This window comes from Cellulomonas sp. HD19AZ1, assembly GCF_004535805.1.
GTDB classification, from domain to species: Bacteria; Actinomycetota; Actinomycetes; order Actinomycetales; family Cellulomonadaceae; genus Cellulomonas; species Cellulomonas iranensis.
The window spans coordinates 341,413-366,701 of record NZ_SPHX01000004.1 but is presented as its reverse complement, the minus strand read 5'-3'; the positions used below and the strand labels follow the sequence as shown (position 1 = coordinate 366,701).

The following is a 25,289-nucleotide window of genomic DNA, read 5'->3' as shown; positions in this document are numbered from 1 at the left end:
GCACGCACCGCGTGCCTCCCGGGCCGCACCCGATGACCCTCGTGGCCGAGGTCGAGGCACCCGCCCCGCCGCCCGCCCGGGCCGCCGGGCGGCGCGCCGAGCAGGCGGGCGCCCTCGACCGGCCCACCGTGTCCTTCGAGCTCTTCCCGCCCCGGAACCCCGACGCCGCGCCGCGGCTGTGGCGCACGGTGCGCGAGCTCGAGACCGTCGAGCCCGACTTCGTGTCCGTGACCTACGGCGCGTCGGGCCGCACGCGCGAGACCACGCGCGTGCTCGTGCGGCGCCTGCTGCGCGAGACGTCGCTGACCCCGATCGCGCACCTGACCTGCGTGGGCACCTCGCGCGACGAGGTCACGACGATCGTCGAGGAGTTCCTCGACGAGGGCGTGCGCTCGTTCCTCGCGCTGCGCGGCGACCCGCCCGCGGGCGAGCCGGACTGGCGCCCGCACCCCGACGGCGTGCACACCGCCGCCGAGCTGGTCGAGCTGCTCCGCGAGATCGAGGGCCGCCGGTGCGGCCGCTCCGCGTCGCAGGCGGTGCGCGCCCGCGTCCGCCCGCTGTCCGTGGCGGTCGCGGCGTTCCCGCGCGGCAACCACGCGACCGGCGGCACACGCGCGCAGGACGTGCAGGCGCTGCTCGCCAAGCAGGAGGCGGGCGCCGACTTCGCGATCTCGCAGGTCTTCTTCGACGCCGAGGCCTACCTCGGTCTGGTCGCCGAGGCGCGCGAGGCCGGCGTCACCATCCCGATCGTGCCGGGGATCATCCCCACCACCGACCCGGCCCGCCTGCTGCGCGTGCAGGAGCTGACGGGCGTGCCCGTGCCGCAGCGCCTGCTCGACCTGCTCGGCGGCACCGACGACCCCGCGGAGCGCCACCGGCGCGGCACGCGCGCCGGTGTCGACCTGGTCAACGGCGTGCTGGACGGCGGCGCGCCCGGCGTGCACGTCTACACGTTCAACACCCACGAGGCGGCGCTCGACCTGCTCGACGGCGCCGACCTCGTCGGCGGACGGCGCACCACCGTCGCCGACCCCGCCCCGCCCACGACCACCGCACCCACGACCCCGGCCGCGCCCACCGGCGCCGCCTCGACGACTCCGCGAGGGAACCTGTCATGACCAGCACCACGCCCGCCGCGCCGGCCACCCCGGCCTTCCCCACCGGCTCCGTCCTCGGCTACCCCCGCATCGGCCCGCGCCGCGAGCTCAAGAAGGCCCTCGAGGCGTTCTGGGCCGGCCGCACGACGGCCGACGAGGTCGAGGCCGTGGCCGCCGACCTGCGCCGGCGCACCCGCGCCCGCCTCGCCGAGCTCGGCCTCGCGACCGACGCCCCCGCGATCCCGAGCGCGTTCTCGTTCTACGACCACGTGCTCGACACGGCCGCGCTCGTCGGCGCCGTGCCCGCCCGCTTCGCCGACCTGCAGGACGCCGACGGGCGCCTCGACCTCGCCGGATACTCGACGGTCGCGCGCGGCCGCGGCGACGACCTGCCGCTCGAGATGACCAAGTGGTTCGACACGAACTACCACTACCTGGTCCCCGAGATCGGCCCGGGCACGGCGTTCCGCTACGCGTCGGACCGCCCGGTCGCCGAGTTCGCCGAGGCGCTCGCCGACGGCGTGCTCACGCGGCCCGTCGTCGTCGGCCCCGTGACGTTCCTCGCGCTCGCGAAGCCCACCGAGGACGCGCCCGCGGGCTTCCACCCGCTCGACCGGCTCGACGACCTGCTGCCGGTCTACGCGCGCCTGCTCACCGAGCTCGCCGCCGCGGGCGCGACGTGGGTGCAGCTCGACGAGCCCGCGCTCGTCTCCGACTCGATCGGCGTCGACGCGGCGGTGCTGGCCGAGGCCACGACCCGCGCCTACCGCGCGCTCGCGACCGAGCTCGCACGACCCGAGCGGCCCGCGATCCTCGTCGCGGCGCCCTACGGCGACCTCGGCGCGGCGCTGCCGGTGCTCGCGGCCACCGACGTCGAGGGCCTCGCGATCGACCTCGTGCGCGGCGACGCACCCACGGTCGCGGTGCCCGGCCTGGCCGGCAAGACGCTCGTCGGCGGCGTCGTCGACGGCCACAACATCTGGCGCGCGGACCTCGACGCGAGGCTCACGGTGCTCGAGCAGCTCGCGGGCCTCGGTGCGGCCGCCGTCGCGGTCGGCACGTCGACGTCGCTGTTCCACGTGCCGCACACGCTCGACGACGAGCCCGCGCTCGACCGCACGCTCGTGCAGTGGCTCGCGTTCGCCGACGAGAAGGTCCGCGAGGTCGCGACGCTCGCGACGGGCCTGACCGAGGGCCGCGCGGCCGTCGCCGAGCAGCTGCGCGCGGCGTCGGACGCGGTGCGCAGCCGGGCGGAGGCACCCGGCGTGGTCCGTCCCGAGGTGCGCGAGCGCGCCGCCGCGCTCACCGACGACCAGTTCCGCCGCGGCCCGTTCGCGGCGCGCAAGGCCGCGCAGGCCGAGCGCCTGCGGCTGCCGGCGCTGCCGACCACGACGATCGGCTCGTTCCCGCAGACGCCCGAGATCCGCAAGGCCCGCGCGGCGTTCGGCAAGGGCGAGCTGTCGGCGGCGGCGTACGAGGACGAGATGAAGGCGGAGATCCGCCGGGTCGTCGAGCTGCAGGAGCGCATCGGCCTGGACGTGCTGGTGCACGGCGAGCCCGAGCGCAACGACATGGTGCAGTACTTCGCGGAGAACCTCGACGGGTTCGCGGTCACGCAGAACGGCTGGGTGCAGTCGTACGGCTCGCGCTGCACGCGCCCGTCGATCCTGTGGGGCGACGTGTCGCGGCCCGCGCCCATCACGGTCGCGTGGACCACGTACACGCAGTCGCTCACCGACAAGCCCGTCAAGGGCATGCTCACGGGCCCGGTGACGATCCTCGCGTGGTCGTTCGTGCGTGACGACCAGCCGCTCGGCGACACCGCGAACCAGGTGGCGCTCGCGCTGCGCGACGAGATCGCGGACCTCGAGGCCGCGGGCATCGGCATCGTGCAGGTCGACGAGCCGGCGCTGCGCGAGCTGCTGCCGCTGCGCGAGAAGGACCACGCGGCGTACCTCGACTGGTCGGTGCGCTCGTTCCGTCTCTCGACGGCCGGCGTGCGCCCGGACACGCAGATCCACACGCACCTGTGCTACTCGGAGTTCGGCGAGATCATGGACGCGATCGACGGCCTCGACGCGGACGTGACGAGCATCGAGGCGGCCCGCTCGAAGATGGAGATCCTCGGCGACATCGCGGCGGCGGGCTACCCGCGCGCCGTCGGCCCGGGCGTGTACGACATCCACTCGCCCCGCGTGCCGTCGCAGGCCGAGGTCACCGAGCTGCTCACCGAGGCGGTCCGCACCATCGACGTCGACCAGCTCTGGGTGAACCCGGACTGCGGCCTCAAGACCCGCCGCTACGAGGAGGTCACGCCCTCGCTCGAGCACCTGGTCGAGGCGACCCGCACGGTCCGCGCGACGCTCTGACGCAGGCGCCGCGCCGCACGACCCGGGGCCCCGGCCCGCCGCACCCGCGGCGGCCGGGGCCTCGCGCGGTCTGCTGCGGCGGGCAGGCATCTGGCGGTGAGTCCCGGAGCCAGATCTACCGCGCGCCCGCGGTGGTCGACGTCCTGACCAGCAGCCCTCGTCGCTGACAAGCGGACTTGAACGGCGACCGGTCGCATTCAAGTTCCATGGTGAGAAATGGAACGCAGACCCAGTCGCCGCACGTCGGCGCCGCACCTCGTCGCCACGACTCGCACGCCTGGCCGTACCGTGACCTCATGACCTCGCCGTTCGACGTCACGCCCGACGAGCTGCGTCGGCGCACCTCGCTCAAGTGGCGCACGTACGAGCCGGACGTGCTGCCCGCGTTCGTCGCCGAGATGGACGTGCGCCCGCTCGAGGCGGTGGTCGACGCGGTGCACCGCGCCATGACGACCGGCGACACGGGGTACGAGGCCGAGCCGACCAGCCCGCAGGGCACCGCGTACGCGGAGGCGTTCGCGGACTTCGCGGCCCGGCGGCAGGGCTGGGACGTGCCGGTCGAGCGCACGCGGCTCGTGCCCGACGTCATGCTGGGCGCCGTCGAGGTGCTGCGCCTGGTGACCGGGCCCGGCGACGGCGTGGTCATCAGCCCGCCGGTCTACCCGCCGTTCCGCGCGTTCGTCGAGCACGCGGGCCGGCGCGTGGTCACCGCTCCGCTCACGCCCGCGGGGCGGCTCGACCTCGACGCGCTGGACCGCGCGTTCGCGGGTGCCCGCGCGTACCTGCTGTGCCACCCGCACAACCCGACCGGCACGCTGCACACGGCCGACGAGCTGCGCGCGCTGGGCGAGCTCGCGGCGCACCACGGCGTGCGGGTCGTCGCGGACGAGATCCACGCGCCGCTCGTGGTGGGCGACGAGCCGTTCGTGCCCACCACCACCGTGATCCCCGACGCGATCGCGCTGCACTCGGCGTCCAAGGCGTTCCACCTCGCCGGGCTGAAGGCCGCGATCGCCGTGCCGGGACCCGCGGCGCGCGACCTGGAGCGGCTGCCGGAGATCGTGCGGCACGGCGTCAGCCACGTCGCGTCGATCGCGCACCAGGCCGCCTACCGCGCGGGCGACGCGTGGCTCGACGACGTGCGCGCCGGGATCCGCGCGAACGGCGACCGCACGGCCGCCGTCCTGGCGGAGCGGCTGCCGGAGGCCCGCTGGGACCGCCCGGCGGCCACGTACTTCGCGTGGCTCGACCTGCGCGCGACGCCCGCGGTGGTCGCGAGCGGTGCCGACCCGGCGCGGCTGGTGCTCGCGCGCGGGCGGCTCGCGGTCAACCCCGGCCCGACGTTCGGCGAGGCCGGCGACGGGCACGTGCGCCTCAACCTCGCGACGGCGCCGTCGATCCTCGACGACGCGCTCGACCGCCTCGTGGCGACGCTCACGCGCTGACGGCAGCACGCACCGCGGCGGTCACCGCGGTCGCCTCGGCACGCACGGCACAGAGCACGTCCGCGCCCGGCAGCGCGCCGCGCCGCGCGGCGTCCTCGACCCGTCGCAGCAGGTCCGCCAGGCCCGTCGCGCCGACCGTCCCGCACGCACCCAGCCACGCGTGCGCGACCGCGGCGACCTCGCCGGGGTCGCCCGCGGCGGCCGCCGCGTCGAGGCGGTCGGCACCGGTCGCGCAGTCGGCGACGAACGCGCCGAGCAGCGCACCGCCCGACGCGGCGTCGACCTCGCACGCGAGCGCGAACGCGTCGGCGTCGAGGACGGGCGCGCCCTCCGCGGGGTCGGCGGGGACGTCCCGAGCGGCGGGGGCGGTCGGGTCGGCGGCGCCGGGCGGCGCGGGTGCGGTCGGCGCGCCGGGCGCGGGTGCCACCGCGGCGTCCGAGCGCTGCGGGACGACGCGCGCAAGCACGTGATCGAGGTCCTGGGACCGGAACGGCTTGGTGAGGAAGTCGTCCATGCCGGCCGCGGCGCTCGCCTGCCGGTCCTCGGCCGTCGCGCTGGCGGTCAGCGCGACGATCACCGGCTGGTGCGCGCCGCCGCGCGCGCGGATCTCCCGGGTCGCCTCCAGGCCGTCGAGCACGGGCATGTGGATGTCCATGAGCACGGCGTCGAAGTCCTGCTCGGCCGTGCGCGCCACGGCCGCACCGCCGTCGCCGACGGTCTCCACGTCGTGGCCCATCGCGGCCAGCACCCGCTCCGCCATGGTGCGGTTGACCGCGTTGTCCTCGGCGACGAGCACCCGCAGCCGCGCGCCGGTGCGGGCGGGCGCGGCGCGGCTGGGCTCACGCCGCCGGCCCGTGACGACGTCGGTGACGACGCGCCGCAGCTCGGCCGCGCGCACGGGCTTGGTCAGCAGAGCGGCGAACGGTGCACGCTCCTGCACGGTGAGCACGTCGTTCAGGCTGCTCAGCAGCACGAGCGGCACGTCCTGCCAGCCCGGGTGCTCCCGCACGCGGGTCGCCGCCTCGACCCCGCTGAGCCCGGGCAGCCGCATGTCGAGCGTCACGAGGTCGGGTCGGTCGACGTCGGCGGCGTCGAGCAGGTCCTCGGCCGACGCGAAGGCGCGGCACGTCAGCCCCCACCGCTCGAGCTGCGAGACGAGGATGCGACGGTTGGTGGGGTCGTCCTCGACGACGACCGCGGTGCGGCCGTGCAGCACCGCGGGGGCGGTGGACTCGGGCGTCGGTGCGGGCACGGGCGGCAGCACGACCGTGAACGCGAACGTCGAGCCCACGCCCACCTCGGACGTCACGCCGAGCGCACCGCCCATGAGCTCGACGATCGCACGGCTGATCGCCAGCCCCAGCCCCGTGCCGCCGTAGCGCCGCGTGGTCGACGCGTCGACCTGGCTGAACTCGCGGAACAGCCGGTCCATGCGGTCGCGCGGGATGCCGATGCCCTGGTCGGTCACGGCGAAGCGCAGCGCGCCGGGCGGGCCGGCGGCGGGTGCGACCCGCACCACCACGTCACCGCTGTGCGTGAACTTCACGGCGTTGCCGACGAGGTTGACGAGCACCTGCCGCAGCCGCGTCACGTCGCCGCGCACCCACGCGGGGCACGCGGGGTCGACGTCCGCGAGCAGCGCGACGTCGCGCGCGCTGGCCGCGTGCGCGAGCAGCCCGAGGGAGTCGTCGACGGCGGCCGTCAGGTCGAACGGGTGGTCCTCGAGGTCGAGGCCGCCGGCCTCGATCTTCGACAGGTCGAGCACGTTGTTGATGAGGTCGAGCAGCAGGTTCCCCGACAGTCGCACGGTCTGCGCGTACTCGCGCTGCTCGGCGTCGAGGTCGGTGTCGAGCAGCAGACCCGTCATGCCGATCACCGCGTTCATCGGCGTCCGGATCTCGTGGCTCATGTTGGCGACGAAGGCCGTGCGGGCCGCGGCCGCGGCGAGCGCGTCCTCGTGCGCCTGCCGCAGGGTGCGGTTGAGCGCCTGCTCGGTGCGCCCGACGCGCTGCGCGGACCGCACCGCGAGGAACAGCCGCCCGACCCCCGCGGTGAGCGCGACGAACGCCGCCGCCTCGGCGAGCACGGGTACCTCGGCCATGGTGTCGACGAGCTCGACGACGAGCGCCGCGACGAGGAACACGAGCGGCACCCCGAGGTTCGACAGCGGTGCGACGACCCCGGTCGCCCGCGGGCGGGACCACCACGCCCCGGCCGCGACGACCAGCGTGCCCACGCCCGTCAGGAGGTCCGCGGCCAGGCCCGGCCCGCCCTCGGCCCAGGCGGACCCGGCCGTGGTGAGCGCCGCGGACAGCGTCATCAGCGAGAAGCCGACCGTGATCGCCCACCACGCGGGCGTGGGTCGCTGCGCGAGCGCCACGAGCCCGCCCACGAGGGCCGCGAGCACGACGAGCGGTCCGGCGACGTGCACGAGCACGAGCCACCCGGCGCCACCGAGCGGCCCCACGAGCATCGCGCCGACCGCGAGCAGCCCCGACGCCGCGATGGTCGTCTCGAGCCACATCACCGGGGTCTGCGTCACGAGGCGCGCGGACACGACGGCGACGACGCTGACGACCGCGAACGCCGACGACGCCGCCGACAGCGCGACCCACAGCCCGATCCCGCCCACCGACGACGCCGCCAGCAGCTCCTCGACGGCGTGCAGCAGCAGCGCCGCCGCCATCGCGCTCCACGCGCCGCGCTCGGCGGGCAGGATCACGACGCGCGCGGTCACGACGGCCGCCGCGAGCAGCTCGACGACGAGGCACACGACGGTCGCGGCCCGCTCACCCCCGGCGAGGCCGACCGCGGCACCCGCGAGCACCCCCAGGAGACCGACCGCGAGCGCGGCACGGGCGCCGGCGGGCAGCCGTCGGAGCAGGTCGGCTCCCGCCGCCCCCGTGCCGGTCTGCCCCGTGCCGGTCATCTGCGCCCCTGCTGTCGGCGCCGCAGCGCCAGGAGTACCGTCTGGACCATCCACAGGGTCGGACGTGGAGCACCGGGCGTCAACACCCGCCCGCGGCGACCGCGGGCCGACCCCTCAGGGGGGGTGGCCGATGACACCAGCGAGCGCGGTCCGCCGCGGGCTGCACGTGGGCGTGGTGACGGCGTACCCGCCGAGCCGCGCGCGGCTCACCGAGTACGGGCGGCACCTCGTGCACCACCTCGCCCACCACGAGCAGGTCGCCGAGGTGGTGCTGCTGCACGACGTGACGCCCTGGGGCGCGCCCGCCCCGTCGCCGGGGGTCACGCCGGTCGCGGCATGGCGGCCGGAGGACCTGCGCACGCCCTGGCGGATCCGCCGCGCGACGCGGGAGCACCGCCTGGACGCGGTGCTGTTCAACGTGCAGCTCGCGTCCTTCGGGGACCACGGGGTGCCGGGCACGCTCGGCCTGCTGTCGCCGTGGCTCGTGCGACGCGCGGGGGTGCCCGTGGTCGTGCTGCTGCACGACCTCGCCGACGAGATCGACGAGCGGGCGGCGGACCGCGGGCGTCCGTCGCTGCGAGCCCGGGCGGCGCGCGCGGTCGGGCGGCTGCGGCTGCGAGCCCTGCTGCGCGCCGACCTGCTGGCGCTGACCATCCCGCGGCACGTCGACCTCGTGCGCGACCGCTTCGGCGCGGACCACGTGGCGCTGGCACCCCACGGCAGCTTCGAGCTCGTACCGCTGCCGGACCTCGCGCGTCCGCCCGGCCCCCGGCGCGTCCTCGCCTACGGCAGGTGGGGCGCCGCCGTCACCGCCGACGTGCTCGTCGACGCGTACCGCGAGCTGCGGCGACGCGGCCGCGACGACGTCGTGCTCGTGCTTGCGGGGTCGGACGGTCCGGACGAGCCGGGGTACCTGGCGGAGGTCGCCGCGCGGCACGCGGACCTGCCGGGCCTCGAGCTGACCGGGTTCGTCGCGGACGAGGACGTGCCGGCGCTGTTCCGCTCGGCGGCGGTCGTCGCGTTCCCGTCCGCGCCGGGCCCGGGCGCCCCCGGAGTGCTGCACCTGGCCGGCGAGCACGGGCGGGCGGTGGTCCTGCCGCGCGGCAGCGAGCTGGACGACCTCGTCGAGGACGAGGGGTTCGCGGTCGAGCGCTACGACCTCGGTGACGCGGCGGGGCTCGCGGACGCCCTGGAGCGCGTGCTGGACGACGACGAGCTGCGCACCCGGCTGGGGCGGCAGAACTTCACCGCGGCGGCGGGCGCGGCCCTCGCCGACGTCGTGCACTGGCACGTGCTGCACCTGCGGCGGCTGGCCGCCGAGGGCGGGCGCTCGTGAGCGCGCGGGGCACGGGGCGCGCCGGGGCGCCGAAGGACCGGAGGGGGCGGGACGGATGAGCGTGCGCACGGAGCGGGTGGGCGGCACCGGCCGGGCGGAGGTCGTGGGGCGGTTCGACGCGCACGAGGTGGCGCAGGCCCAGGGGGTGCTGCGCGCGCTCGTCGAGGGTGACGCCCCCGCGCTGGAGGTCGACCTGTCCGGGGTCACGTTCGTCGACTCGAGCGCGCTCGCCGAGCTGGTCGCGCTGCGGCGCACCGCGCTCGCGCGGGGAGGCACGTTCACCCTCACCGGCACGTCGGAGCCGGTGCGGACGATCCTCGAGGTCACGGACCTCGCCGGCGTCCTGCTGCCGGACGCCGGGTGAGGGTCGCGCGGTGACCACGGGGACGCCGGACGCACCGGAGATCATGGACGCGCTCGTCACGGCGCTCGACCGCCTGCACGCGCTGCGGCTGCTGGCGTCCGTGCTGGACCGGGCGCTCGACCCGACGCAGGCGCGTGCGAGGCTGCTCGCGATCGCGGCCGACCTCACGGACGCCGACGTCGTGGCCGTGCTGGGACCCGACGACGTGCGCGCGGCCGATCCCGACGCCGCGACGGGTGTGGTCGCTCGCGCCGCGGCGGCGGCCGCGACGACCGCGCCGGGCCGGGTCGCGGTGCTCGACGGCGGCTCGACGGTCGTGCAGGTGCCCGCCGAGCCCGACGACGACCTGCGCGGGGTCGTCGTGTCCCGCACCGCCGGGCCGCCGTTCGGCACGGGCGAGCTCGACCTCGTCGACGTCGTCGTGGCGACCGCCGTGATGGCCCGCACCATCTGGCGCCTGCACGCGACGGCCGTCGAGCGGGCGGCCGTCGCGCGCGAGCACGAGGCCGCGTCGACCGTCGCGCAGGCGGTGCTCGCGCCCGCGCCGCCGGTGGTGCCCGGGCTCGACGTCGCGGCGCGCTCCGTGCCCGCGCACGTCGCGGGCGGCGACCTGTACGCGTTCGCCGAGCGCGACGGCGGGCTGTGGTTCGCCGTGGGCGACGTCGCGGGCAAGGGCCTGCCCGCGGCGGTCGTCATGAGCCGCGTGATCGCCGAGTGCCTCGCGGCGTTCACCAGCGTCGAGCCGGGCGACGTGGTGGCGGCGACGCAGCGGGTCGACCGGGACGTCCACGACTGGCTCGTCGACATCCGGCGGTTCGTCACGCTCGCGGTCGGCCACGTCGACCCGGCGAGCGGCGTCGCCCGCGTGTGCAACGCGGGCCACTCGCCCGTGCTGCTGGGCGCGGGCGGGCGTGTGACGCCGCTGCGCGCGACGTCGCCGCCGCTCGGCGTGCTCCCGGGCCTGGCGCACGCGGTCCGCGAGGTCCGGATGGCGCCCGGGGACACGCTGTGGGTCGGTTCCGACGGGCTCGTGGAGCAGGAGGACGCGACGGGGGGCATGCTCGGGTACGACCGCTTCGCGGCGCTGTGCGCGCGGTGGTCGCGGGGCACCGCGGCGGACGACCTCGCGGCAGTGCTCGACGCGGTCGCGGCGCACGGCCGGGGCGTGGCGCAGTCCGACGACCGCACGCTCGTCGTCGTCCGACGGGAGGCGTGGGCATGATCCGGGAGATCGACCTGCCGGTGGACCACTCGGCCCTGAGCGTGCTCGAGGACTGGTTCACGGCGTTGTTCGCGGACGCCGGCTGGTCCAGCCCGGGTCGCGTGCGCACCCGCATCGAGCTCGCGACGCACGAGGTCTGCGTCAACGTGGTCGACCACTCGGGCCTGACGCGCTGCGACCGGCTGCACGTGCGCGGCGCGGTCGACGACCGCGGCGTCACCGTGCACGTGAGCGACGGCGGCGCCGCGCCGGACCGCACGCGGATGGCGGTCGAGCCCGTGCCCGGCGTGCCGCAGGAGGGCGGGTACGGGCTGATGATCGTCCGCAAGCTCGTCGACGACTTCGAGCACACCCGGGAGGGCGCCGTGAACACGTGGCGGCTGCACGTGCACCGACCGCCGGCGGGGGGTGCGCGGTGACGCCGACGTCGTTGGAGGTGACGCGACCCGCGCCGGGGCTCGCGGTGATCGAGGTCGCGGGCCGGTTCGACGCGCCCGTCGCGCTCGAGGTGCGGCGCGCGATCGACACGTTCGCCGTCGGGGGCGTCGACACGGCGGTGGTCGACCTCACGGAGGCGACGTTCGTCGACTCCGCCGGGCTCGCGGCGGTCGTGCACGCGCACCGCGTGTGCGAGTCGGTCGGGGGCACGGCGGTGGTGTGCGAGCCACGCTCCGCCGACGCGCGGCGCGTGTTCGAGCTGACGATGCTGGACCGCGTGCTGCGCATGGTCGCGGTGCGCTCGGCGGGGGACGCCGGATGAGGGCGCTGGTGGTCGACGACGACACCGTGTCCCGGCTGGTCCTCGCCCACATCCTGCACAAGGCCGGCTGGGACGTCGCGCAGGCGGACGACGTCGCGGCGGCGGTCGCCGCGGCTCCCGGCGCGGACGTGGTGTTCTGCGACTACCGCCTGCCGTCCGGCACGGGGCTCGACGTGCTGGCCGGCGTGCGCGGGGCGTGCGCCGACGTGCCGTTCGTGCTGGTCACGGGCGTCGTGGAGCACGCGGCCGTGGGCGACGACCCCCCGCAGGGGGTGACGGCGCTGCTGAGCAAGCCCGTGAGCACGGCGACCGTCACGCGGGTGCTCGCGGGGCTCGGACCGGCTGCCTGACGTCGCGCCGCGGCACGGCGCAGGCCGTGCCGCGCACCGGGGGCGCGGCACGGCCTGCGGGGTCGCGGGGCGGGGCGGCGGTCAGCCGGCCGCGGCGCCCGCCTCGATCGACGTCGGCGTCGCGCCGTGCTGCACCTCGATGCGGCGCGGCTTGGCCTCCTCGGCGACGGGCACCGTGAGCGTCAGCACGCCGTCGGCGTAGGTCGCGGAGATGCGGTCGAGCGCCAGCCCGCGACCGACGGTGAGCTGCCGGGCGTACGTCCCCACGGGCCGCTCCTTGGCCAGCCACTGCACGTCGTGCTCGGTGCGGGCGGTCCGCTCGGCGCGGATGGTCAGCGTGCGGTCCTCGACGTTGACGTCGATCGTGCCCGGGTCGGCGCCCGGCAGGTCGACGTGCAGCACGTAGTGGTCGCCGTCGCGGTAGAGGTCCATGGGCATCGTCGCCGCGGCGCGGTCGGACGCCAGGACCTGCGTGAGCAGTCGGTCCATCTCCCGGAAGGGGTCGACACGAGTAGCCACACCCATCACCTCCTCGACGAGGGGCCCGGACCGCCCGGGCCCCGGTGCTCCCGCCGGCGGGGTCGCCCGCCGGGGGTCGGCTACACGTCAAGGATTAGCACTCTCCGCGGGAGAGTGCCAAGTGGTCGGCGGCAGGTGTTCGCGCACGGAGAACACGGCCGCGCGACGTCAGGCCGAGCGCCCCGGTCCGGCGTGCGGGTCGGGTGCGAACGACGCCACGAACTCCACCAGACGGTCGACGATCGGCACGTCCGCGTCGAGCCACGGCACGTCGTGCCACTGCCCCGACGGCAGCCAGCGCAGCTCGTCGTGCTCGACGATCGGCTCCGGCGAGCCCTCCACCACCTCGGCGAACCACAGCCGCATGACGTACCGCTCCGACAGGCGCCACGCCCCGTCGTCCGGGCCGAGCAGCTCGACGCCGAGCCCCACGCGCACGCCGAGCTCCTCGCGCAGCTCGCGGTGCAGCGCCTCCTCGGGCGTCTCCCCGGGGTCGACCTTCCCGCCGGGGAACTCCCAGCGGCCCGCGAGGCTCGCGGGCGTGGCACGCCGCGCGGCGAGCAGCAGGCGGGGGTCGTCGAGGTCGTCGACCACGGCGGCGGCGACGACGAGCACGGGGTCCATGCGCCGAGTGTGCCAGCCACGTGTCACGTCGCGGTCACGGCCGTGTGGCCGCACCGTTCCCGACGCGGGGGCCGGCGGCACGCCGGATCAGCGGATGCCGTGCGCCTCGGCCCACGCGACCGCCTCGGCACGCGTCGAGACGCCGATCTTGCGGTACACGGAACGCACCTGCGACTTGACCGTGTTGCGCGTGACGAACAGCCGCGTGGCGATCTCCTCGAGCGTCACGTCCTCGGCCAGCTCCGCCAGCACCACCCGCTCACGACGGGTGAGCGCGTGCGCTCCCGTGGCGGCCGGGTTCACGGTGGTGTCCAGCATGCTCATGATGTCCTCCGGAGTGCGGCGGGCCCGGACTCTCCGGGACCGCGGTGGCTGCGTACCGGATGAGAGGGGCAGGTGGGACCGCTATGACGCGACTTCTGCCGACTTCTCCGAATCACCGTGAGATCCCCCCCGCGGTGCCGATCGCTGCACCTGACATGACATCGTCCGACCGGCCCTGATACACCCGGGCGAACTTCCGTCCTCAGCAGGGTGCGGCAGGTCACTCGTTCGGGGCAAGCACCCGGACGAATGGACGCGTGTCCGAGTTCGCGCCCGTCCGGGGGGTCTGCTGGGCACTTTCACCCACGGATCGGGGTGAACGGGCCTCACGGGTTGAGCGCGCGGTACTCCTCGGCCGTCATGACGGGGCCCGTGGAGGTGACGTCGACCTTCAGGAGCCAGCCGGCGCCGAACGGGTCGGAGTTGACCACGGACGGGTCGTCGACCGCTGCCTGGTTGACCTCGGTCACCGTACCGGACACCGGCGAGAACAGCTCCGACACCGACTTCGTCGACTCGATCTCGCCGATCACGGCGCCCTGCTCGACGGTCGCGCCGACCGCGGGCAGCTCGAGGAAGACGATGTCGCCGAGCGCGTCGGCGGCGACCGACGTGATGCCGATCGTCGCGGGCGACGCGTCGTCGACCCACTCGTGCTCGGCGGTGTACTGCAGCGTCGTCGGCAGCTCGGCGGTCATCGGGGCTCCTGGGGGTCTCGGGCGGTGCGGGGGTGCGGGGTGCGGGGCGACGGCGTGTGCGCCGTCACCGAGGACGACGGTAGAAGGGCAGGGGCACGACGCGCACCGGTTCACGGCGGCCGCGCACGTCGACCGCGAGCTCGGTGCCCTCGGCGGACACCTCGGGCGTCACGTAGGCCATCGCGACGGGGTGGCCGAGCGTGGGCGACGGCGCGCCCGACGTCACGGTCCCCACGGTCGCGGCGTCGGGGGCGTCGGACGCGAGCACGGCGTACCCGTGGCGGGCGGCGCGGCGCCCGAGGCCCTGCAGGCCGACGAGCACGCGCGCGGGCTGCGAGGTCGCGCGCGCGGCGAGCGCGTCGCGCCCGACGAACGGCACGGGCTCGCCCGCGGCGTCGACCTTGTCGAGCCGGACGACGCGCCCGAGGCCCGCGTCGTGCGGGGTCGTGGTGCGGTCGAGCTCGTTGCCGTACAGCGGCATGCCGGCCTCGAGACGCAGCGAGTCCCGCGCGGACAGCCCGGCCGGCACGATCCCGTGGTCGGCACCGGCGGCGAGCAGCGCGCGCCACAGCGCGGGCGCGGCGGCCGCGTCGAGGAAGAACTCGAAGCCGTCCTCGCCGGTGTAGCCGGTGCGCGCGACGAGCACGGGCGTGCCGTCGACGACCATCGGCAGGCACGCGTAGTACCGGAGCGTCGCGGGGGTGACGTCGGCGGGGGCGTCGGGTGCGGGCGCGAGGCCGGGCAGCGCCTCGACGACGGCGAGCGCGTGCGGTCCCTGCACCGCGACGAGCGCCGTGGCCTGCGAGCGGTCCACGACCTCGACGTCGAGGCCCGCACCGGCGCCCGCGGCGCGCTCGCGCAGCTCGGCGAGCACGACCTCGTGGTTCGACGCGTTCGCGACCACGAGGTACGTCCGCTCGCCCGTGCGGTAGACGACGAGGTCGTCGACGACGCCGCCGTCCTCCTGCACGACCATCGTGTAGCGCGCGCCGTGCACCCGCAGGCCGGTGAGGTCGCCGACGAGCGCGCGGTCGAGGAACGCGCCGGCGTCGGGGCCGGTCACCTCGATCTCGCCCATGTGCGACAGGTCGAACAGGCCGGCGGCGGTGCGGACCGCGGTGTGCTCGGCCAGGTCGGACGTGTAGCGCAGCGGCATCTGCCAGCCGGCGAAGGACGTGAGCGCGGCGCCCAGGGCGACGTGCTCGTCGTGCAGCGGCGAGCGCCGGTCGGTCATGTCGTCTCCCGGGGTGGTGGGGGTGGCGGGCGAGGCGGGGCCGGTCATCGCACGTCGTCCGCGTACGCCTCGACGGGCGGGCACGAGCACACGAGCTGCCGGTCGCCGCGCGCGCCGTCGATGCGGCGCACGGGCGGCCAGTACTTGTCGGCCCGCAGCGACGCGAGCGGGTAGGCCGCCCGCTCGCGGCCGTAGGCGTGGTCCCACGCGTCGGCCGTCACGGCGGCGGCCGTGTGGGGCGCCTGCCGCAGCGGCGAGTCGGCGAGCTCCCACGTGCCGTCGGCGACCGCGTCGATCTCGGCGCGGATCGCGACCATCGCGTCGACGAACCGGTCGAGCTCGGCGAGGTCCTCGCTCTCGGTCGGCTCGACCATGAGCGTGCCGGCGACGGGGAACGAGAGCGTCGGGGCGTGGAAGCCGTAGTCCATGAGGCGCTTGGCGACGTCCTCGGCGGTGACGCCCGTGGCCTTGGTGAGCGGGCGCAGGTCGAGGATGCACTCGTGCGCGACGAGCCCGCCGGGGCCGGCGTACAGCACGGGGAAGTGCTCGCGCAGGCGCGCCGCGAGGTAGTTGGCAGCGAGCACCGCGGTCTCGGTCGCGCGGCGCAGGCCGTCGGGGCCCATGAGCGCGACGTACGCCCACGAGATCGGCAGGATGCCGGCCGAGCCCCAGGGCGCGGCCGCGACGGGTGCGACGGGCGAGCCGCCGGCCGCACCGGGCGTGGGGTCACCGGGCAGGAACGGCGCGAGGTGCGCCGCGACCGCGACGGGCCCGACGCCGGGGCCGCCGCCGCCGTGCGGGATGCAGAACGTCTTGTGCAGGTTGAGGTGCGACACGTCCCCGCCGAGCTCGGCCGGGCGGGCCAGCCCGACGAGCGCGTTGAGGTTCGCACCGTCGATGTACACCTGCCCACCCGCCTCGTGCACGAGGTCGCAGACCTCGCGCACGTGGGCCTCGTACACGCCGTGCGTCGAGGGGTAGGTGATCATGATCGCGGCCACCCGCGGGCCGTGCTGCGCGAGCTTCGCGCGCAGGTCGGCGAGGTCGACCTCGCCGTCCTCTGCCGTCGCGACGACCACGACCTTGAGCCCCGCGAGCGCCGCCGAGGCCGCGTTCGTGCCGTGCGCCGACGCCGGGATCAGGCAGATGTCGCGCGGCTCGTCGCCGTCGGCGCGGCGCGACTCGTGGTACGCGTGGATCGCGAGCAGCCCCGCGAGCTCGCCCTGCGAACCCGCGTTCGGCTGCACGCTCACCGCCGCGTACCCGGTGATCTCGGCGAGCCAGTCCTGCAGCTCTCCGACGAGCGCCGCGTACCCCTGCGTCTGGTCGGCGGGCGCGTACGGGTGGATCGCGGCGAACTCGGGCCAGGAGATCGGCTCCATCTCCGCGGTCGCGTTGAGCTTCATGGTGCACGAGCCCAGCGGGATCATCGTGCGGTCGAGCGCGAGGTCCTTGTCGGACAGCCGCCGCAGGTACCGCAGCATCGCGGTCTCGGAACGATTCACGTGGAACACCGGGTGCGTGAGGTAGCCGGTCGACCGCGCGAGGTGCGCGGGCACGTCCGCCGGCTGCGGCGCGACGGAGGCGACGGACGGCCCGTCCACCGGCGGCGTCGCGACGCCCGCGTCGGCGAACGCGAGGACGACGGCGCGCAGGTCGTCGCCCGTCGTCGTCTCGTCGCACGCGACCTGCACGTGGTCGTCGTCGGGCGCCCAGAGGTTGACGCCGCGCGCGGCGGCCGCGGCCACGACCGCGCGCGCCGCACCGGGGACGCGCGTGCGCACGGTGTCGAACACGTGCTCGTGCACGACCTCGACGCCCGCCGCCGTCAGCACCTCGGCCAGCCGGACGGCGCCGCCGTGCACGCGCCGCGCGATCGCGGCCAGGCCGTCGGGCCCGTGGTAGACGGCGTACATCGACGCGACGATCGCGAGCAGCGCCTGCGCGGTGCAGATGTTGCTCGTCGCCCTCTCGCGGCGGATGTGCTGCTCGCGGGTCTGCAGCGCGAGCCGGTAGGCGCGTGCGCCGTCGGCGTCGACCGAGACGCCCACCAGGCGCCCGGGCAACGTGCGCTCGAGACCCTGGCGCACCGCCATGAACGCGGCGTGCGGGCCGCCGCCGAACAGCGGGACGCCGAACCGCTGCGCCGAGCCGACCGCGACGTCGGCGCCGAGCTCGCCGGGCGTCGTCACGAGCGTGAGCGCGAGCAGGTCCGCCGCGACCGTCACGAGCGCGCCGCGCTCCTTCGCGGCCGCGACCACCGGACGCAGGTCGTGCAGCGCGCCCGACGCGCCGACCTGCTGCACGACGACGCCGACCAGCGGCCCGTCGACCTCGGGCAGGCCGTCCCGCAGGTCCGCGACCACCACGGGCAGGCCGACGGCCTCGGCCCGCCCCCGCGCGACCGCGAGCGACTGCGGGAACAGGTCGGCGTCCAGCACGACCGTGCCCGTCGTCGCCCGCGACGCGCGCCACATCAGCGCGACCGCCTCGGCCACCGCGGTGGCCTCGTCCAGCAGCGAGGCGTTCGCGACGTCGAGGCCCGTCAGGTCGGAGACGACGGTCTGGAAGTTGAGCAGCGCCTCGAGCCGGCCCTGCGAGATCTCGGGCTGGTACGGCGTGTACGCGGTGTACCAGGCCGGCGACTCCAGCACGTTGCGGCGGATCACCGCGGGCGTCGTCGTGCCGTAGTAGCCCTGCCCGATCATGGGGCGCAGCACGCGGTTGCGGCCCGCGATCGCGCGCAGGTCCGCGAGGACCTCCTCCTCGCCGCGCGCGGCGGGCAGGTCCAGCGGCCGGTCCGTGCGGATGACGGCGGGCACGGCCGCGTCGACGAGCGCGTCGAGGTCCGCGAACCCGAGCGTCGCGAGCATGCGCGCGGTCTCGTCGCCGCGCGGGCCGACGTGCCGGTCGACGAAACCCGCGGCCGCGGGCGAGTGCGTCGGTGCGGCGGGCGGGGTGACGGGCGGCGTGGCGAGGTCGGTCACGGGTGCTCCACGGGGTCGTCCGGACGGGTCCGGGACGGGTAGGGGCTCCCCGCTCTGTCATCCACCCGCGCAGGGGTGACCTGAGAGTTTTGCCGGTCCGCCATGAGCGCGTCCCACGGGACGGGCTCCGGGGCGCGCCGACTTGCACCGTCGGTGGGCGCCGGACCTGGCCGGCGCCGCTTTCCAGAGTTGCCTGGCCGCGGCGGTACGGGGGCCTGAGAGATTCCCGGGGAGGGTTGCTCCTTCGGCGTCCCGCGCTGCCGTCCGCACCGGTGTGCGGGCGGACGGTCGGCGGGAGCTCTCCCGCCGCGGTTCGAGCAGCGTGTTCAGTTGTGGTGGTCCGTCGGCCAGCGTACGGCACCCCGCGTCGCACGGGCAGGGGTGCGCCGCGCCGCGCTGCACACCCCGGTGCACTCGGAAGGTTGACGTTAAACCTCTCGACCCGACAGCATTCGGGCACCCGCCCCTGCACCGTCGCAGGACGGCGGGAAGGCCGCGGACGCAGGCGTCCGTGGCTCCGTCAGGGGGTGGCGCAGGACGTACTCCCCCACGCTCGAGGACGAGCGCGGGGCCGCGACGTCCCCTGCCGGTCGGGACCGTGAAAGGGGTACCGATGGGGATGAGGGGAAGAACGCCACGGCAGGCCCGTGGCGCAGCACGCAGGACCACGGCCGTGGTCACCGGCGCCGCGCTGGCGCTCGGCACGGCGGCGGCGATGGCGCCGTCCGCGGCAGCCGAGCCGGTGGCGCCGGACCCGTGGGTGTCGGTGACGCCCGAGGGCTACCACCGGTTCGTGGTGCCGCAGGCCGAGGCCGAGCGGATCCTGGGCAGCAAGCCCGCGCAGGTCGAGCTCCAGGGCAACTTCGGGCCCGCGGGCACGTGGTCGGACCTGGCCATGGACCCGAGCGGGACCGACTACCCGACGCAGGTGGGGATCCTCCAGCCCGGCCTGTACTACTACCAGTACACGGCCACGTGGCCCGACCGGACCAAGAAGTCGTTCAAGGAGCCCACGAGCCCCGTCGCGGTGACGGCGCACCCCACGTGGAGCACGCTGTTCGTGCCCGGACCGTCGGTGCAGTGGATGGCGGACGTCGCGCACGGCGGCACGGTCGCCGACCTCGCGTACGACAGCCCCGTCGACGGCGCCGAGCGCGACGCGCTGGTGTGGACGCCGCCGGGCTACGACCCCGGCCGCGCCGACGCCTACCCCGTGCTCTACCTGCTCGCCGACGGCTCGCAGTCGGCGCGCGAGTGGGCCGAGCTGGGCCGTGCGCCGCAGGTCCTCGACAACCTGGCCGCCGAGGGCGGCCTGGCCGACATGGTCGTCGTCATGGCCGACGCGCGGGGCACCGACCCGCGCACCGAGCTGCTCGACGGCGTGGTCGCCGCGACCCGCGACGCGTACCACGTGTCCGACGACGCGGCGGGCCAGGCGCTGGCCGGCATCGGCGACGGCGCGCACCACGCACTCACCGTGCTGCGGACCGACCCGGGGGTGTTCTCCGAGGTCGCGTCGTTCTCCGGGCGGCTCACCGGGTCGATCAGCGCGAGCACCGCGCGCGAGATCAACGCGGGCACCGACCGGCTGCGCGTCTACGTCGGCAACGTGCTCGACCCCGCGTACAACAGCACGCACGACCTGCTGCGCACGCTCGAGCGCGCGGGCGTCGAGCACGAGTTCGACGGCGTCGACCCCGACACGGGCGGCACGTGGGACACGTGGCGCGAGGGCCTGCGGGACTTCGCGTCGCGCGTCTTCCGGGACGACGCGGGGCACGGCCCGCGCGAGGGGCACCGCCCGCTCGACGCGCGCTACACGCCGCCCGCGGCGGGCTCGATCACGACGCCGCACGTCGACGCCGACGGCATCGTCACGTTCGAGACCGGCACGCAGTGGGCCGACGCGAAGGGCGTCACGGTGTGGGCGAACTGGGCGCCGAACGGCGCGTGGTTCCGGGTGCCGATGACGAAGGTCGGCGACCGGTGGCGGCTGTCGATGGGGCCGCTCGACGGCTTCTACTACTACCGGTACGTGGTCGACGGCGTCGACGAGAAGGACCCCGCCGACACCGTGAACACGCTCACGGGCGTCAGCCCGCTGTTCGTGCCGGGCGAGAACGACCGCATGCTCGCCGACGCCCCGGAGGGCCAGCGGGGCGAGCTGTCCGTGCTGACGTACGACAGCAAGGTCGCGAACGAGGAGCGCAAGGCGTACGTCTGGACGCCGCCGGGCTACGACCCGGACCGCGCCGAGCCGTACCCCGTGCTGTACCTCAACCACGGCGGCGGGCAGAACTACGGCGACTGGGTCGAGGTGGGCCGTGCGCCGCAGATCCTCGACAACTACTCGGCGCAGGGCGGCATCGTCCCGATGGTCGTCGTCATGGGCAACGGCAACGTGCCCGACTTCCCGACCGAGCTGCTCGACAACCTCGCACCGGCGGCGCGCGCGGCGTACCACATCCGGTCCGACGCGGCCGGGCAGGGCATCGCGGGCCTGTCGATGGGTGCGATGAACACGCTCAACACGTGGCTGACCCGTCCGGGTCAGTTCGGGTGGGTCGGCGCGTTCTCGGGCGGGCTGTTCTTCGGCACGCCGCAGTTCGACGCCGCGGCCGTCAACGCCGAGACGCGGCTGGCGCGCATGTACACCGGTGACAAGACCGACTTCACCTACCAGCAGACGATGAACCTGCTGGACCTGCTGGAGAAGAACGGGGTCGAGCACGAGTTCGCCGGCGTCACGCAGGGCCCGCACGGGTTCGAGGTGTGGTCGACGAACCTCATCGACTTGCTGCCGCGCCTGTTCCGCGAGGACGGCGGCACGCAGGGCGTCGAGCTGCGGGCGGTCGTGCCGGAGGGGCAGGACGGCGTGCTCGCGCTGTCCGTGGCCGACGACGGCTCGGGCGTCACGCTCGACGGGCCGCAGCAGACCGGCACCGCGCTGCGGTTCCGGGGGCAGCTGCCCGCCGTGACCGTCACCGACTCGCGGAGCGTCGCGCAGGCGGGGGTCACCGGGTGGGCCGTCACCGGCCAGGCGTACACGTTCGACTCCGGGTCGCGCCTGCTCGAGGGCAAGCACCTGGGGTGGACGCCGCGGGTCGAGACGCCGCGGGCCGGCCTCGTGGCCGGTGAGGCGCGCGCGACGGCGCTCGGCGGCGGCGAGGGGCTGGTCGTGCCCGGCCGGCTCGCGTCGGCGACCGCCGAGGGCCGGGTCGGCACGGCGACGCTGGGCGCGGACCTCGTGCTCGACGTGCCGGTCGACACCGCGCCCGGGGAGTACGCGGGCACGTTGAGCCTGACGCTGTTCCCCGTCGACTGACCCGACCGACGGACACCGGCGTGCGGCGGGGGGCCACCCCCGCCGCACGCCGGACCGAGGAGAGACCCATGCACCGCACGCCCCCCGCCGCCCGCGCGCCGCGCACCACCCCCGCGCCGCGGGGCACGCGCACGCGCCGCCCCGACCACACCCGCCGCACCGACCGCACGCACCGCACCGCCGGTGCCCGCGCCGTGCACGTCCGCGCCGGGCGCCTCCTCGCCGCGGGTGTGCTCGCGGCGCTCGCCGCGACCGGTGCCGCCGCACCCGCGGCCGCGGTCGGACCCGCGCCCGTCCCGGCGACGACGGACGCCGGGACGCCCGCCGTCACGTGGTCCGTGCGCCCCGGCACGCCCGACGGCCCGGACGGGCGGCTGTCGCTGCGCCACGTGCTCGACCCGGGTGCGTCGGCCGACGACGCGGTCGTGCTCGACAACCTGGGCGACCGCGCCGCGACGTTCGCGGTGTACGCGGGCGACGGCACGTTGTCCGAGGGCGGCGACTTCGACCTGCCGCCCGGCGGCTCGACGCCCGTGGACGGCGGCGCGTGGGTCGCGCTCGGCGACGTCCCCGGGGCCGAGCGCCAGGCGGACGGCGCGCTGCGCGTCACGCTCGACCCCGGTGCGCGCGCGACCGTGCCCGTGACGGTCACGGTGCCCGCGGACGCGACGCCGGGCGACCACCCGGCGGGCGTCGTGGCCGAGCTCGTCACGGGTGAGGGCGTGCGGCTCGCGGCGCGCACGGGCGTGCGCCTGCACCTGCGTGTGACGGGCGAGGTCACGGCCGCGCTCGCGCCGCAGGACGTCGAGGCGCGCTGGGTGCCGTCGTGGAACCCGTTCGCGCCCGGCACGGTGCACGTGCGCTACCGCGTCGCGAACACCGGCGACGTGCGTCTCGCGGCCCGCACGGTCGCGGAGCTCGCGGGCCCGGGCGGGGTCGGCGCCGCCGAGCACCGCGCCGAGCTGCGCGAGGTGCTGCCCGGGCAGTCCGCGTGGGTCGAGGGCGACCTGCGGGTGTGGCCCGTGGTCCGCGCGGCCGGGCACGTCGACACGCGCCCGTGGGTCGTGGGCGACGACGTCGTGGACGCGGCGCTGCGCACGGGCTCGGCGTCGGTCGTGGTGTGGGCCGTGCCGTGGTCGCAGCTCGCGCTGCTGGTCGTGGTCGTGGGTGGGGTCGTGCTGGTGCGGTGGCGGCGCCGGCGCACGGCCGCGCTCGTGCAGTCGCGGGTCGACGCCGCGCTGGCGGCGGCGGGGGTGCCGGCGGCAGCGCAGCCGGCCGGCCCGGAGCGGTCGGCGACGACGGCGGCGGGGGCCGACGACGCGGAGGCGACGCCGGCGGTGCCGGCGGCCCGCACCGACACCGCCTGACGCGGACCCGTCGTCGCGACGCTCGCGCCGCCCGTCGCGGGCCTCAGACCTCGCCGGTCTCCTGCGCGGCCCGCAGCGCGCGCAGCGCCTCGAGCGCGAGCGCGTGGTCGTCGGCCTGCGGCAGCCCCGAGACCGCGAGCGTGCCGACGGCACCGGCACCGTCCACGACGACGGGGACGCAGCCGCCCGCGGTCGCGTAGCGCGCGGGGTCGAGGCCGTAGTCGGCGAGCGTCTGGCCCTTGGCGGCCAGCCGCCGCCCGACGACGTACGACGCGGTTCCGAACCGGCGGACCGTGCGCACCTTGCGCTCGACCCAGCCGTCGTTGTCGGCGCACGTGCCCGGCCGGGACGCATGCACCAGCTGGTGCTCGCCGCGGCGCACGTCGACCACGACCGGCAGGTCGCGCTCGGCGGCGACGCGCCAGACCCACGTGCCGAGCCACCACGCGTCGTCGTGCCCGAACCGTACGAGCGTCACGTCCCGCAGCTCGGCCTCGAGCCGCTCGACCAGCGCCGTCGCGTCGTCCTGCGTGTCAGCCATGTGCCGTCCCTCTCGTCCGCCGGCCGTGCGCCGGCACCCGACCGTACGCCCGGCCGCGGTGCCGCGGCCGGGCGTACGGTGCCTGCTCCGTGCCCTGCTCCGGTGGTCAGATCTGGATGTCGCCGCAGAGGTGGACCTCGATGCCCATGCCGTGGAGCATGGCGGCCTTGGCGGTCAGGGCCTTGTCGGCGGTGGCCGCGTCGGGGGCGTAGGCCACGTTGAGGTGGTTGGCCTTGTGACGGGCCATGAACTGGTCACGGGTCACGCCGTGCAGCACGGCGTGCAGGATCGGCCACTCCGGGTTCGTGGCCTCCTTGCGGCGCCGGGTCTCCGCGGCGGGCAGGTCGACCGCGGTGGCACGGCCCAGATCAGCATGCAACCGGCCGTCGGCGATGTAGACCCGGGACCAGACCACTTCCCCGGCCTTGCAGACCCCGTTGAGGGTCGACCCACCGGCGGGGAAGAACACCGGGTCCTGCCGCCACCCCTCAGCCCCCGCGTACCCGCCGTCCAGGTGGGAGGCCGGCACGGACCCCGAGATCTCCCACACCCACACGAAGTCCCCGTCGAAGTCCTCGCCCCAGCGCACGTCGTGCAACGTCGTGGCCGGGTCCAGACCCATCGCCGACCACACCCGGTTGGTCACCAGCGCGTCGACCGCGACACCCTCGTCGGCCTCGTTGAAGTGCGGCACCGCCCGCCCGTCCCACAGCACCCGCGACCCGTCACGCGAACGCACCGGCGGACGGGCCACGTTGTTCAACAACCCCTCGGCCAGATCCGAGGCCGGGCACACGTCCTTCAGACCCTGCTGGTACTGGATGCCCACCGCGTCCAGCCCGAAGTCATCGGCGATCCACAACGCCGCCACGTACATCTTGTACTGCCACTGCAGCTGCTCACGCGTCAGCTCCGTGGCCTCGTCCGTGCCCAGCCGGAACGTCATCCCCGCCTCCAGCAACCATTCGTGCACCCCGTCGGCGACGTCGTCGGGGACCTGCTGCATCTGCGCCCACAACGCCGACTGCGACAACCGCTCCTTGTAGATCCCCGTCGGGTTCAACAGCTCGTCGTCGAAGATCGCGTTGTACATCCCCATGCAACCCTCGTCGAACACCCCGACGATCGCCTTGTCCCGCAGCAGCTGCGCCGCCAACGCCTCCCCCAGCTCCCGCTCGGGACCCTCAGGGAGCACAGGCAACGGGCGCACGTGCGACGCGTCATGCACGATCCGCCAGTGCGTCAGCCACGACGCGACCCCCGCGCGGAACCAGTCGTCCGTGCCGTCGACCGTCCAGATCGTCGAGTACTCCCGACCCATCTTCGTCATGCCCGCGTTCAACCCCAGCAGACCCACCAACCCCGGCCAGTCCCCCGCGAAGTTCGCCACCGTGAGGACCGGCCCCCGGTGAGTCCGCAGACCGGCGAGCACGTGATGGCTGTACTGCCACACCGCCTCCGCCACCACCAGAGGCGCATCCGGCGGAACGCTCGCGAACACCTCCAGACCCATCCGCTGCGAGCTGATGAACCCATGCCCCGTCACCGGATCCACCCCGTTCGCCCGCACCAGATCCCACCCGTGCTCCGCGAACGCCGCCGTGACGACGTGCTCCAGCTCGACCTGCGTGGCCCACCCCGCCGTGTTCGCCGACTCCCGCAGATCACCCGACGCCACCAGGTACGCAGTACGCGGCGGGGCGACGGGCTCGGGGGCGACGTCGGGAAAGACGTACGTGGACATGGCGACCTCTCCTGGTCGGTCGGGGCCCGGTGCGCGACGGTGCGCGGGGGCAGG

Annotated in this window: 20 protein-coding genes and 1 riboswitch; of the genes, 11 read left to right on the top strand and 9 right to left on the bottom strand. The window is 75.8% G+C overall.

The window, feature by feature from the left end:
- Positions 1-32 precede the first annotated feature (32 nt).
- The 3 genes from E4A51_RS10355 to E4A51_RS10345 all read left to right on the top strand — a co-directional run bounded on the left by E4A51_RS10355 (position 33) and on the right by E4A51_RS10345 (position 4,911).
- Positions 33-1,118, top strand: a complete 1,086-nt coding sequence (locus tag E4A51_RS10355; RefSeq protein ID WP_134851793.1) for a methylenetetrahydrofolate reductase — start codon at positions 33-35, stop codon at positions 1,116-1,118.
- Positions 1,115-3,466, top strand: coding sequence for a 5-methyltetrahydropteroyltriglutamate--homocysteine S-methyltransferase (gene metE, locus E4A51_RS10350; RefSeq protein ID WP_134851684.1), 2,352 nt, complete (start codon positions 1,115-1,117; stop codon positions 3,464-3,466). The genes E4A51_RS10355 and metE overlap by 4 nt, the downstream gene beginning before the upstream one ends.
- 296 nt (positions 3,467-3,762) lie before the next feature.
- Positions 3,763-4,911 (top strand): MalY/PatB family protein, encoded by a 1,149-nt coding sequence (locus E4A51_RS10345; RefSeq protein WP_134851683.1) that lies wholly within the window; start codon positions 3,763-3,765, stop codon positions 4,909-4,911.
- Here the strand turns inward: E4A51_RS10345 and E4A51_RS10340 are convergent.
- Complete coding sequence (locus E4A51_RS10340) at positions 4,901-7,840, bottom strand: response regulator (protein ID WP_134851682.1); 2,940 nt, start codon at positions 7,838-7,840, stop codon at positions 4,901-4,903. The two genes, E4A51_RS10345 and E4A51_RS10340, sit on opposite strands and share 11 nt — an antisense overlap.
- A 130-nt stretch (positions 7,841-7,970) precedes the next feature.
- Between E4A51_RS10340 and E4A51_RS10335 the strand changes: the two genes are divergently transcribed.
- The 6 genes from E4A51_RS10335 to E4A51_RS10310 are packed head-to-tail and all read left to right on the top strand — an operon-like array spanning position 7,971 to position 11,872.
- A complete protein-coding gene (locus E4A51_RS10335; protein ID WP_134851681.1) occupies positions 7,971-9,176 on the top strand; it encodes a glycosyltransferase in 1,206 nt (401 codons plus the stop codon).
- Between the two features lie 55 nt (positions 9,177-9,231).
- A complete protein-coding gene (locus tag E4A51_RS10330; RefSeq protein ID WP_070320098.1) occupies positions 9,232-9,540 on the top strand; it encodes an STAS domain-containing protein in 309 nt (102 codons plus the stop codon).
- 10 nt (positions 9,541-9,550) lie between these two features.
- The gene (locus E4A51_RS10325; protein WP_134851680.1) at positions 9,551-10,762 is read left to right on the top strand and encodes a PP2C family protein-serine/threonine phosphatase; all 1,212 of its coding nucleotides are present in this window, start codon (positions 9,551-9,553) and stop codon (positions 10,760-10,762) included.
- The gene (locus tag E4A51_RS10320; protein ID WP_134851679.1) at positions 10,759-11,181 is read left to right on the top strand and encodes an ATP-binding protein; all 423 of its coding nucleotides are present in this window, start codon (positions 10,759-10,761) and stop codon (positions 11,179-11,181) included. The genes E4A51_RS10325 and E4A51_RS10320 overlap by 4 nt, the downstream gene beginning before the upstream one ends.
- A gap of 17 nt (positions 11,182-11,198) precedes the next feature.
- On the top strand, positions 11,199-11,522 hold the full coding sequence (locus E4A51_RS10315; protein ID WP_167748897.1) for an STAS domain-containing protein: 324 nt from the start codon (positions 11,199-11,201) through the stop codon (positions 11,520-11,522).
- On the top strand, positions 11,519-11,872 hold the full coding sequence (locus tag E4A51_RS10310) for a response regulator (RefSeq protein WP_052748398.1): 354 nt from the start codon (positions 11,519-11,521) through the stop codon (positions 11,870-11,872). Before E4A51_RS10315 ends, E4A51_RS10310 begins: the two co-directional genes overlap by 4 nt.
- Before the next feature lie 81 nt (positions 11,873-11,953).
- Here the strand turns inward: E4A51_RS10310 and E4A51_RS10305 are convergent, their stop codons facing one another.
- From E4A51_RS10305 to gcvP, 6 genes are all read right to left on the bottom strand, one after another.
- Entirely contained in the window at positions 11,954-12,391 is a 438-nt protein-coding gene (locus E4A51_RS10305) for an Hsp20/alpha crystallin family protein (RefSeq protein ID WP_070320102.1), read from the bottom strand.
- A gap of 168 nt (positions 12,392-12,559) precedes the next feature.
- Entirely contained in the window at positions 12,560-13,015 is a 456-nt protein-coding gene (locus tag E4A51_RS10300; RefSeq protein ID WP_134851678.1) for a (deoxy)nucleoside triphosphate pyrophosphohydrolase, read from the bottom strand.
- An 87-nt stretch (positions 13,016-13,102) separates the two neighbouring features.
- Positions 13,103-13,339 (bottom strand): helix-turn-helix transcriptional regulator, encoded by a 237-nt coding sequence (locus E4A51_RS10295; protein WP_046529742.1) that lies wholly within the window; start codon positions 13,337-13,339, stop codon positions 13,103-13,105.
- A gap of 326 nt (positions 13,340-13,665) precedes the next feature.
- Complete coding sequence (gene gcvH / locus E4A51_RS10290) at positions 13,666-14,037, bottom strand: glycine cleavage system protein GcvH (protein WP_046529741.1); 372 nt, start codon at positions 14,035-14,037, stop codon at positions 13,666-13,668.
- A gap of 64 nt (positions 14,038-14,101) precedes the next feature.
- Positions 14,102-15,271, bottom strand: coding sequence for a glycine cleavage system aminomethyltransferase GcvT (gene gcvT, locus E4A51_RS10285; RefSeq protein ID WP_167748896.1), 1,170 nt, complete (start codon positions 15,269-15,271; stop codon positions 14,102-14,104).
- A gap of 44 nt (positions 15,272-15,315) precedes the next feature.
- Positions 15,316-18,258, bottom strand: coding sequence for an aminomethyl-transferring glycine dehydrogenase (gcvP, locus tag E4A51_RS10280; protein ID WP_134851676.1), 2,943 nt, complete (start codon positions 18,256-18,258; stop codon positions 15,316-15,318).
- A gap of 193 nt (positions 18,259-18,451) precedes the next feature.
- Positions 18,452-18,574: riboswitch (glycine riboswitch) on the bottom strand.
- A 357-nt stretch (positions 18,575-18,931) separates the two neighbouring features.
- Between gcvP and E4A51_RS10275 the strand changes: the two genes are divergently transcribed.
- Together E4A51_RS10275 and E4A51_RS10270 are read left to right on the top strand one after the other, a co-directional pair.
- A complete protein-coding gene (locus E4A51_RS10275; RefSeq protein WP_167748895.1) occupies positions 18,932-21,583 on the top strand; it encodes an alpha/beta hydrolase-fold protein in 2,652 nt (883 codons plus the stop codon).
- A 68-nt stretch (positions 21,584-21,651) separates the two neighbouring features.
- Positions 21,652-22,950: a DUF916 domain-containing protein gene (locus E4A51_RS10270; protein WP_134851674.1), complete on the top strand. Its 1,299-nt coding sequence runs from the start codon at positions 21,652-21,654 to the stop codon at positions 22,948-22,950.
- 43 nt (positions 22,951-22,993) lie between these two features.
- Here the strand turns inward: E4A51_RS10270 and E4A51_RS10265 are convergent, their stop codons facing one another.
- Both E4A51_RS10265 and E4A51_RS10260 read right to left on the bottom strand, forming a co-directional pair.
- Positions 22,994-23,491 carry a heme-degrading domain-containing protein gene (locus tag E4A51_RS10265; RefSeq protein ID WP_134851673.1) on the bottom strand — a complete coding sequence of 166 codons (498 nt, stop codon included), beginning with the start codon at positions 23,489-23,491 and terminating at the stop codon, positions 22,994-22,996.
- Between the two features lie 106 nt (positions 23,492-23,597).
- Positions 23,598-25,235, bottom strand: a complete 1,638-nt coding sequence (locus E4A51_RS10260) for a fucose isomerase (protein ID WP_134851672.1) — start codon at positions 25,233-25,235, stop codon at positions 23,598-23,600.
- Between the last annotated feature and the right edge of the window lie 54 nt (positions 25,236-25,289).

Coding starts and splice junctions, on each gene's coding strand:
- E4A51_RS10265 (WP_134851673.1), bottom strand. CDS start 23,491: ATGGCTGACACGCAGGACGACGCGACGGCGCTGGTCGAGCGGCTCGAG.
- metE (WP_134851684.1), top strand. CDS start 1,115: ATGACCAGCACCACGCCCGCCGCGCCGGCCACCCCGGCCTTCCCCACC.
- E4A51_RS10345 (WP_134851683.1), top strand. CDS start 3,763: ATGACCTCGCCGTTCGACGTCACGCCCGACGAGCTGCGTCGGCGCACC.
- gcvT (WP_167748896.1), bottom strand. CDS start 15,271: ATGACCGACCGGCGCTCGCCGCTGCACGACGAGCACGTCGCCCTGGGC.
- E4A51_RS10320 (WP_134851679.1), top strand. CDS start 10,759: ATGATCCGGGAGATCGACCTGCCGGTGGACCACTCGGCCCTGAGCGTG.
- E4A51_RS10295 (WP_046529742.1), bottom strand. CDS start 13,339: ATGAGCATGCTGGACACCACCGTGAACCCGGCCGCCACGGGAGCGCAC.
- E4A51_RS10300 (WP_134851678.1), bottom strand. CDS start 13,015: ATGGACCCCGTGCTCGTCGTCGCCGCCGCCGTGGTCGACGACCTCGAC.
- E4A51_RS10310 (WP_052748398.1), top strand. CDS start 11,519: ATGAGGGCGCTGGTGGTCGACGACGACACCGTGTCCCGGCTGGTCCTC.
- E4A51_RS10270 (WP_134851674.1), top strand. CDS start 21,652: ATGCACCGCACGCCCCCCGCCGCCCGCGCGCCGCGCACCACCCCCGCG.
- gcvH (WP_046529741.1), bottom strand. CDS start 14,037: ATGACCGCCGAGCTGCCGACGACGCTGCAGTACACCGCCGAGCACGAG.
- E4A51_RS10260 (WP_134851672.1), bottom strand. CDS start 25,235: ATGTCCACGTACGTCTTTCCCGACGTCGCCCCCGAGCCCGTCGCCCCG.
- E4A51_RS10355 (WP_134851793.1), top strand. CDS start 33: ATGACCCTCGTGGCCGAGGTCGAGGCACCCGCCCCGCCGCCCGCCCGG.
- E4A51_RS10330 (WP_070320098.1), top strand. CDS start 9,232: ATGAGCGTGCGCACGGAGCGGGTGGGCGGCACCGGCCGGGCGGAGGTC.
- E4A51_RS10335 (WP_134851681.1), top strand. CDS start 7,971: ATGACACCAGCGAGCGCGGTCCGCCGCGGGCTGCACGTGGGCGTGGTG.
- E4A51_RS10340 (WP_134851682.1), bottom strand. CDS start 7,840: ATGACCGGCACGGGGCAGACCGGCACGGGGGCGGCGGGAGCCGACCTG.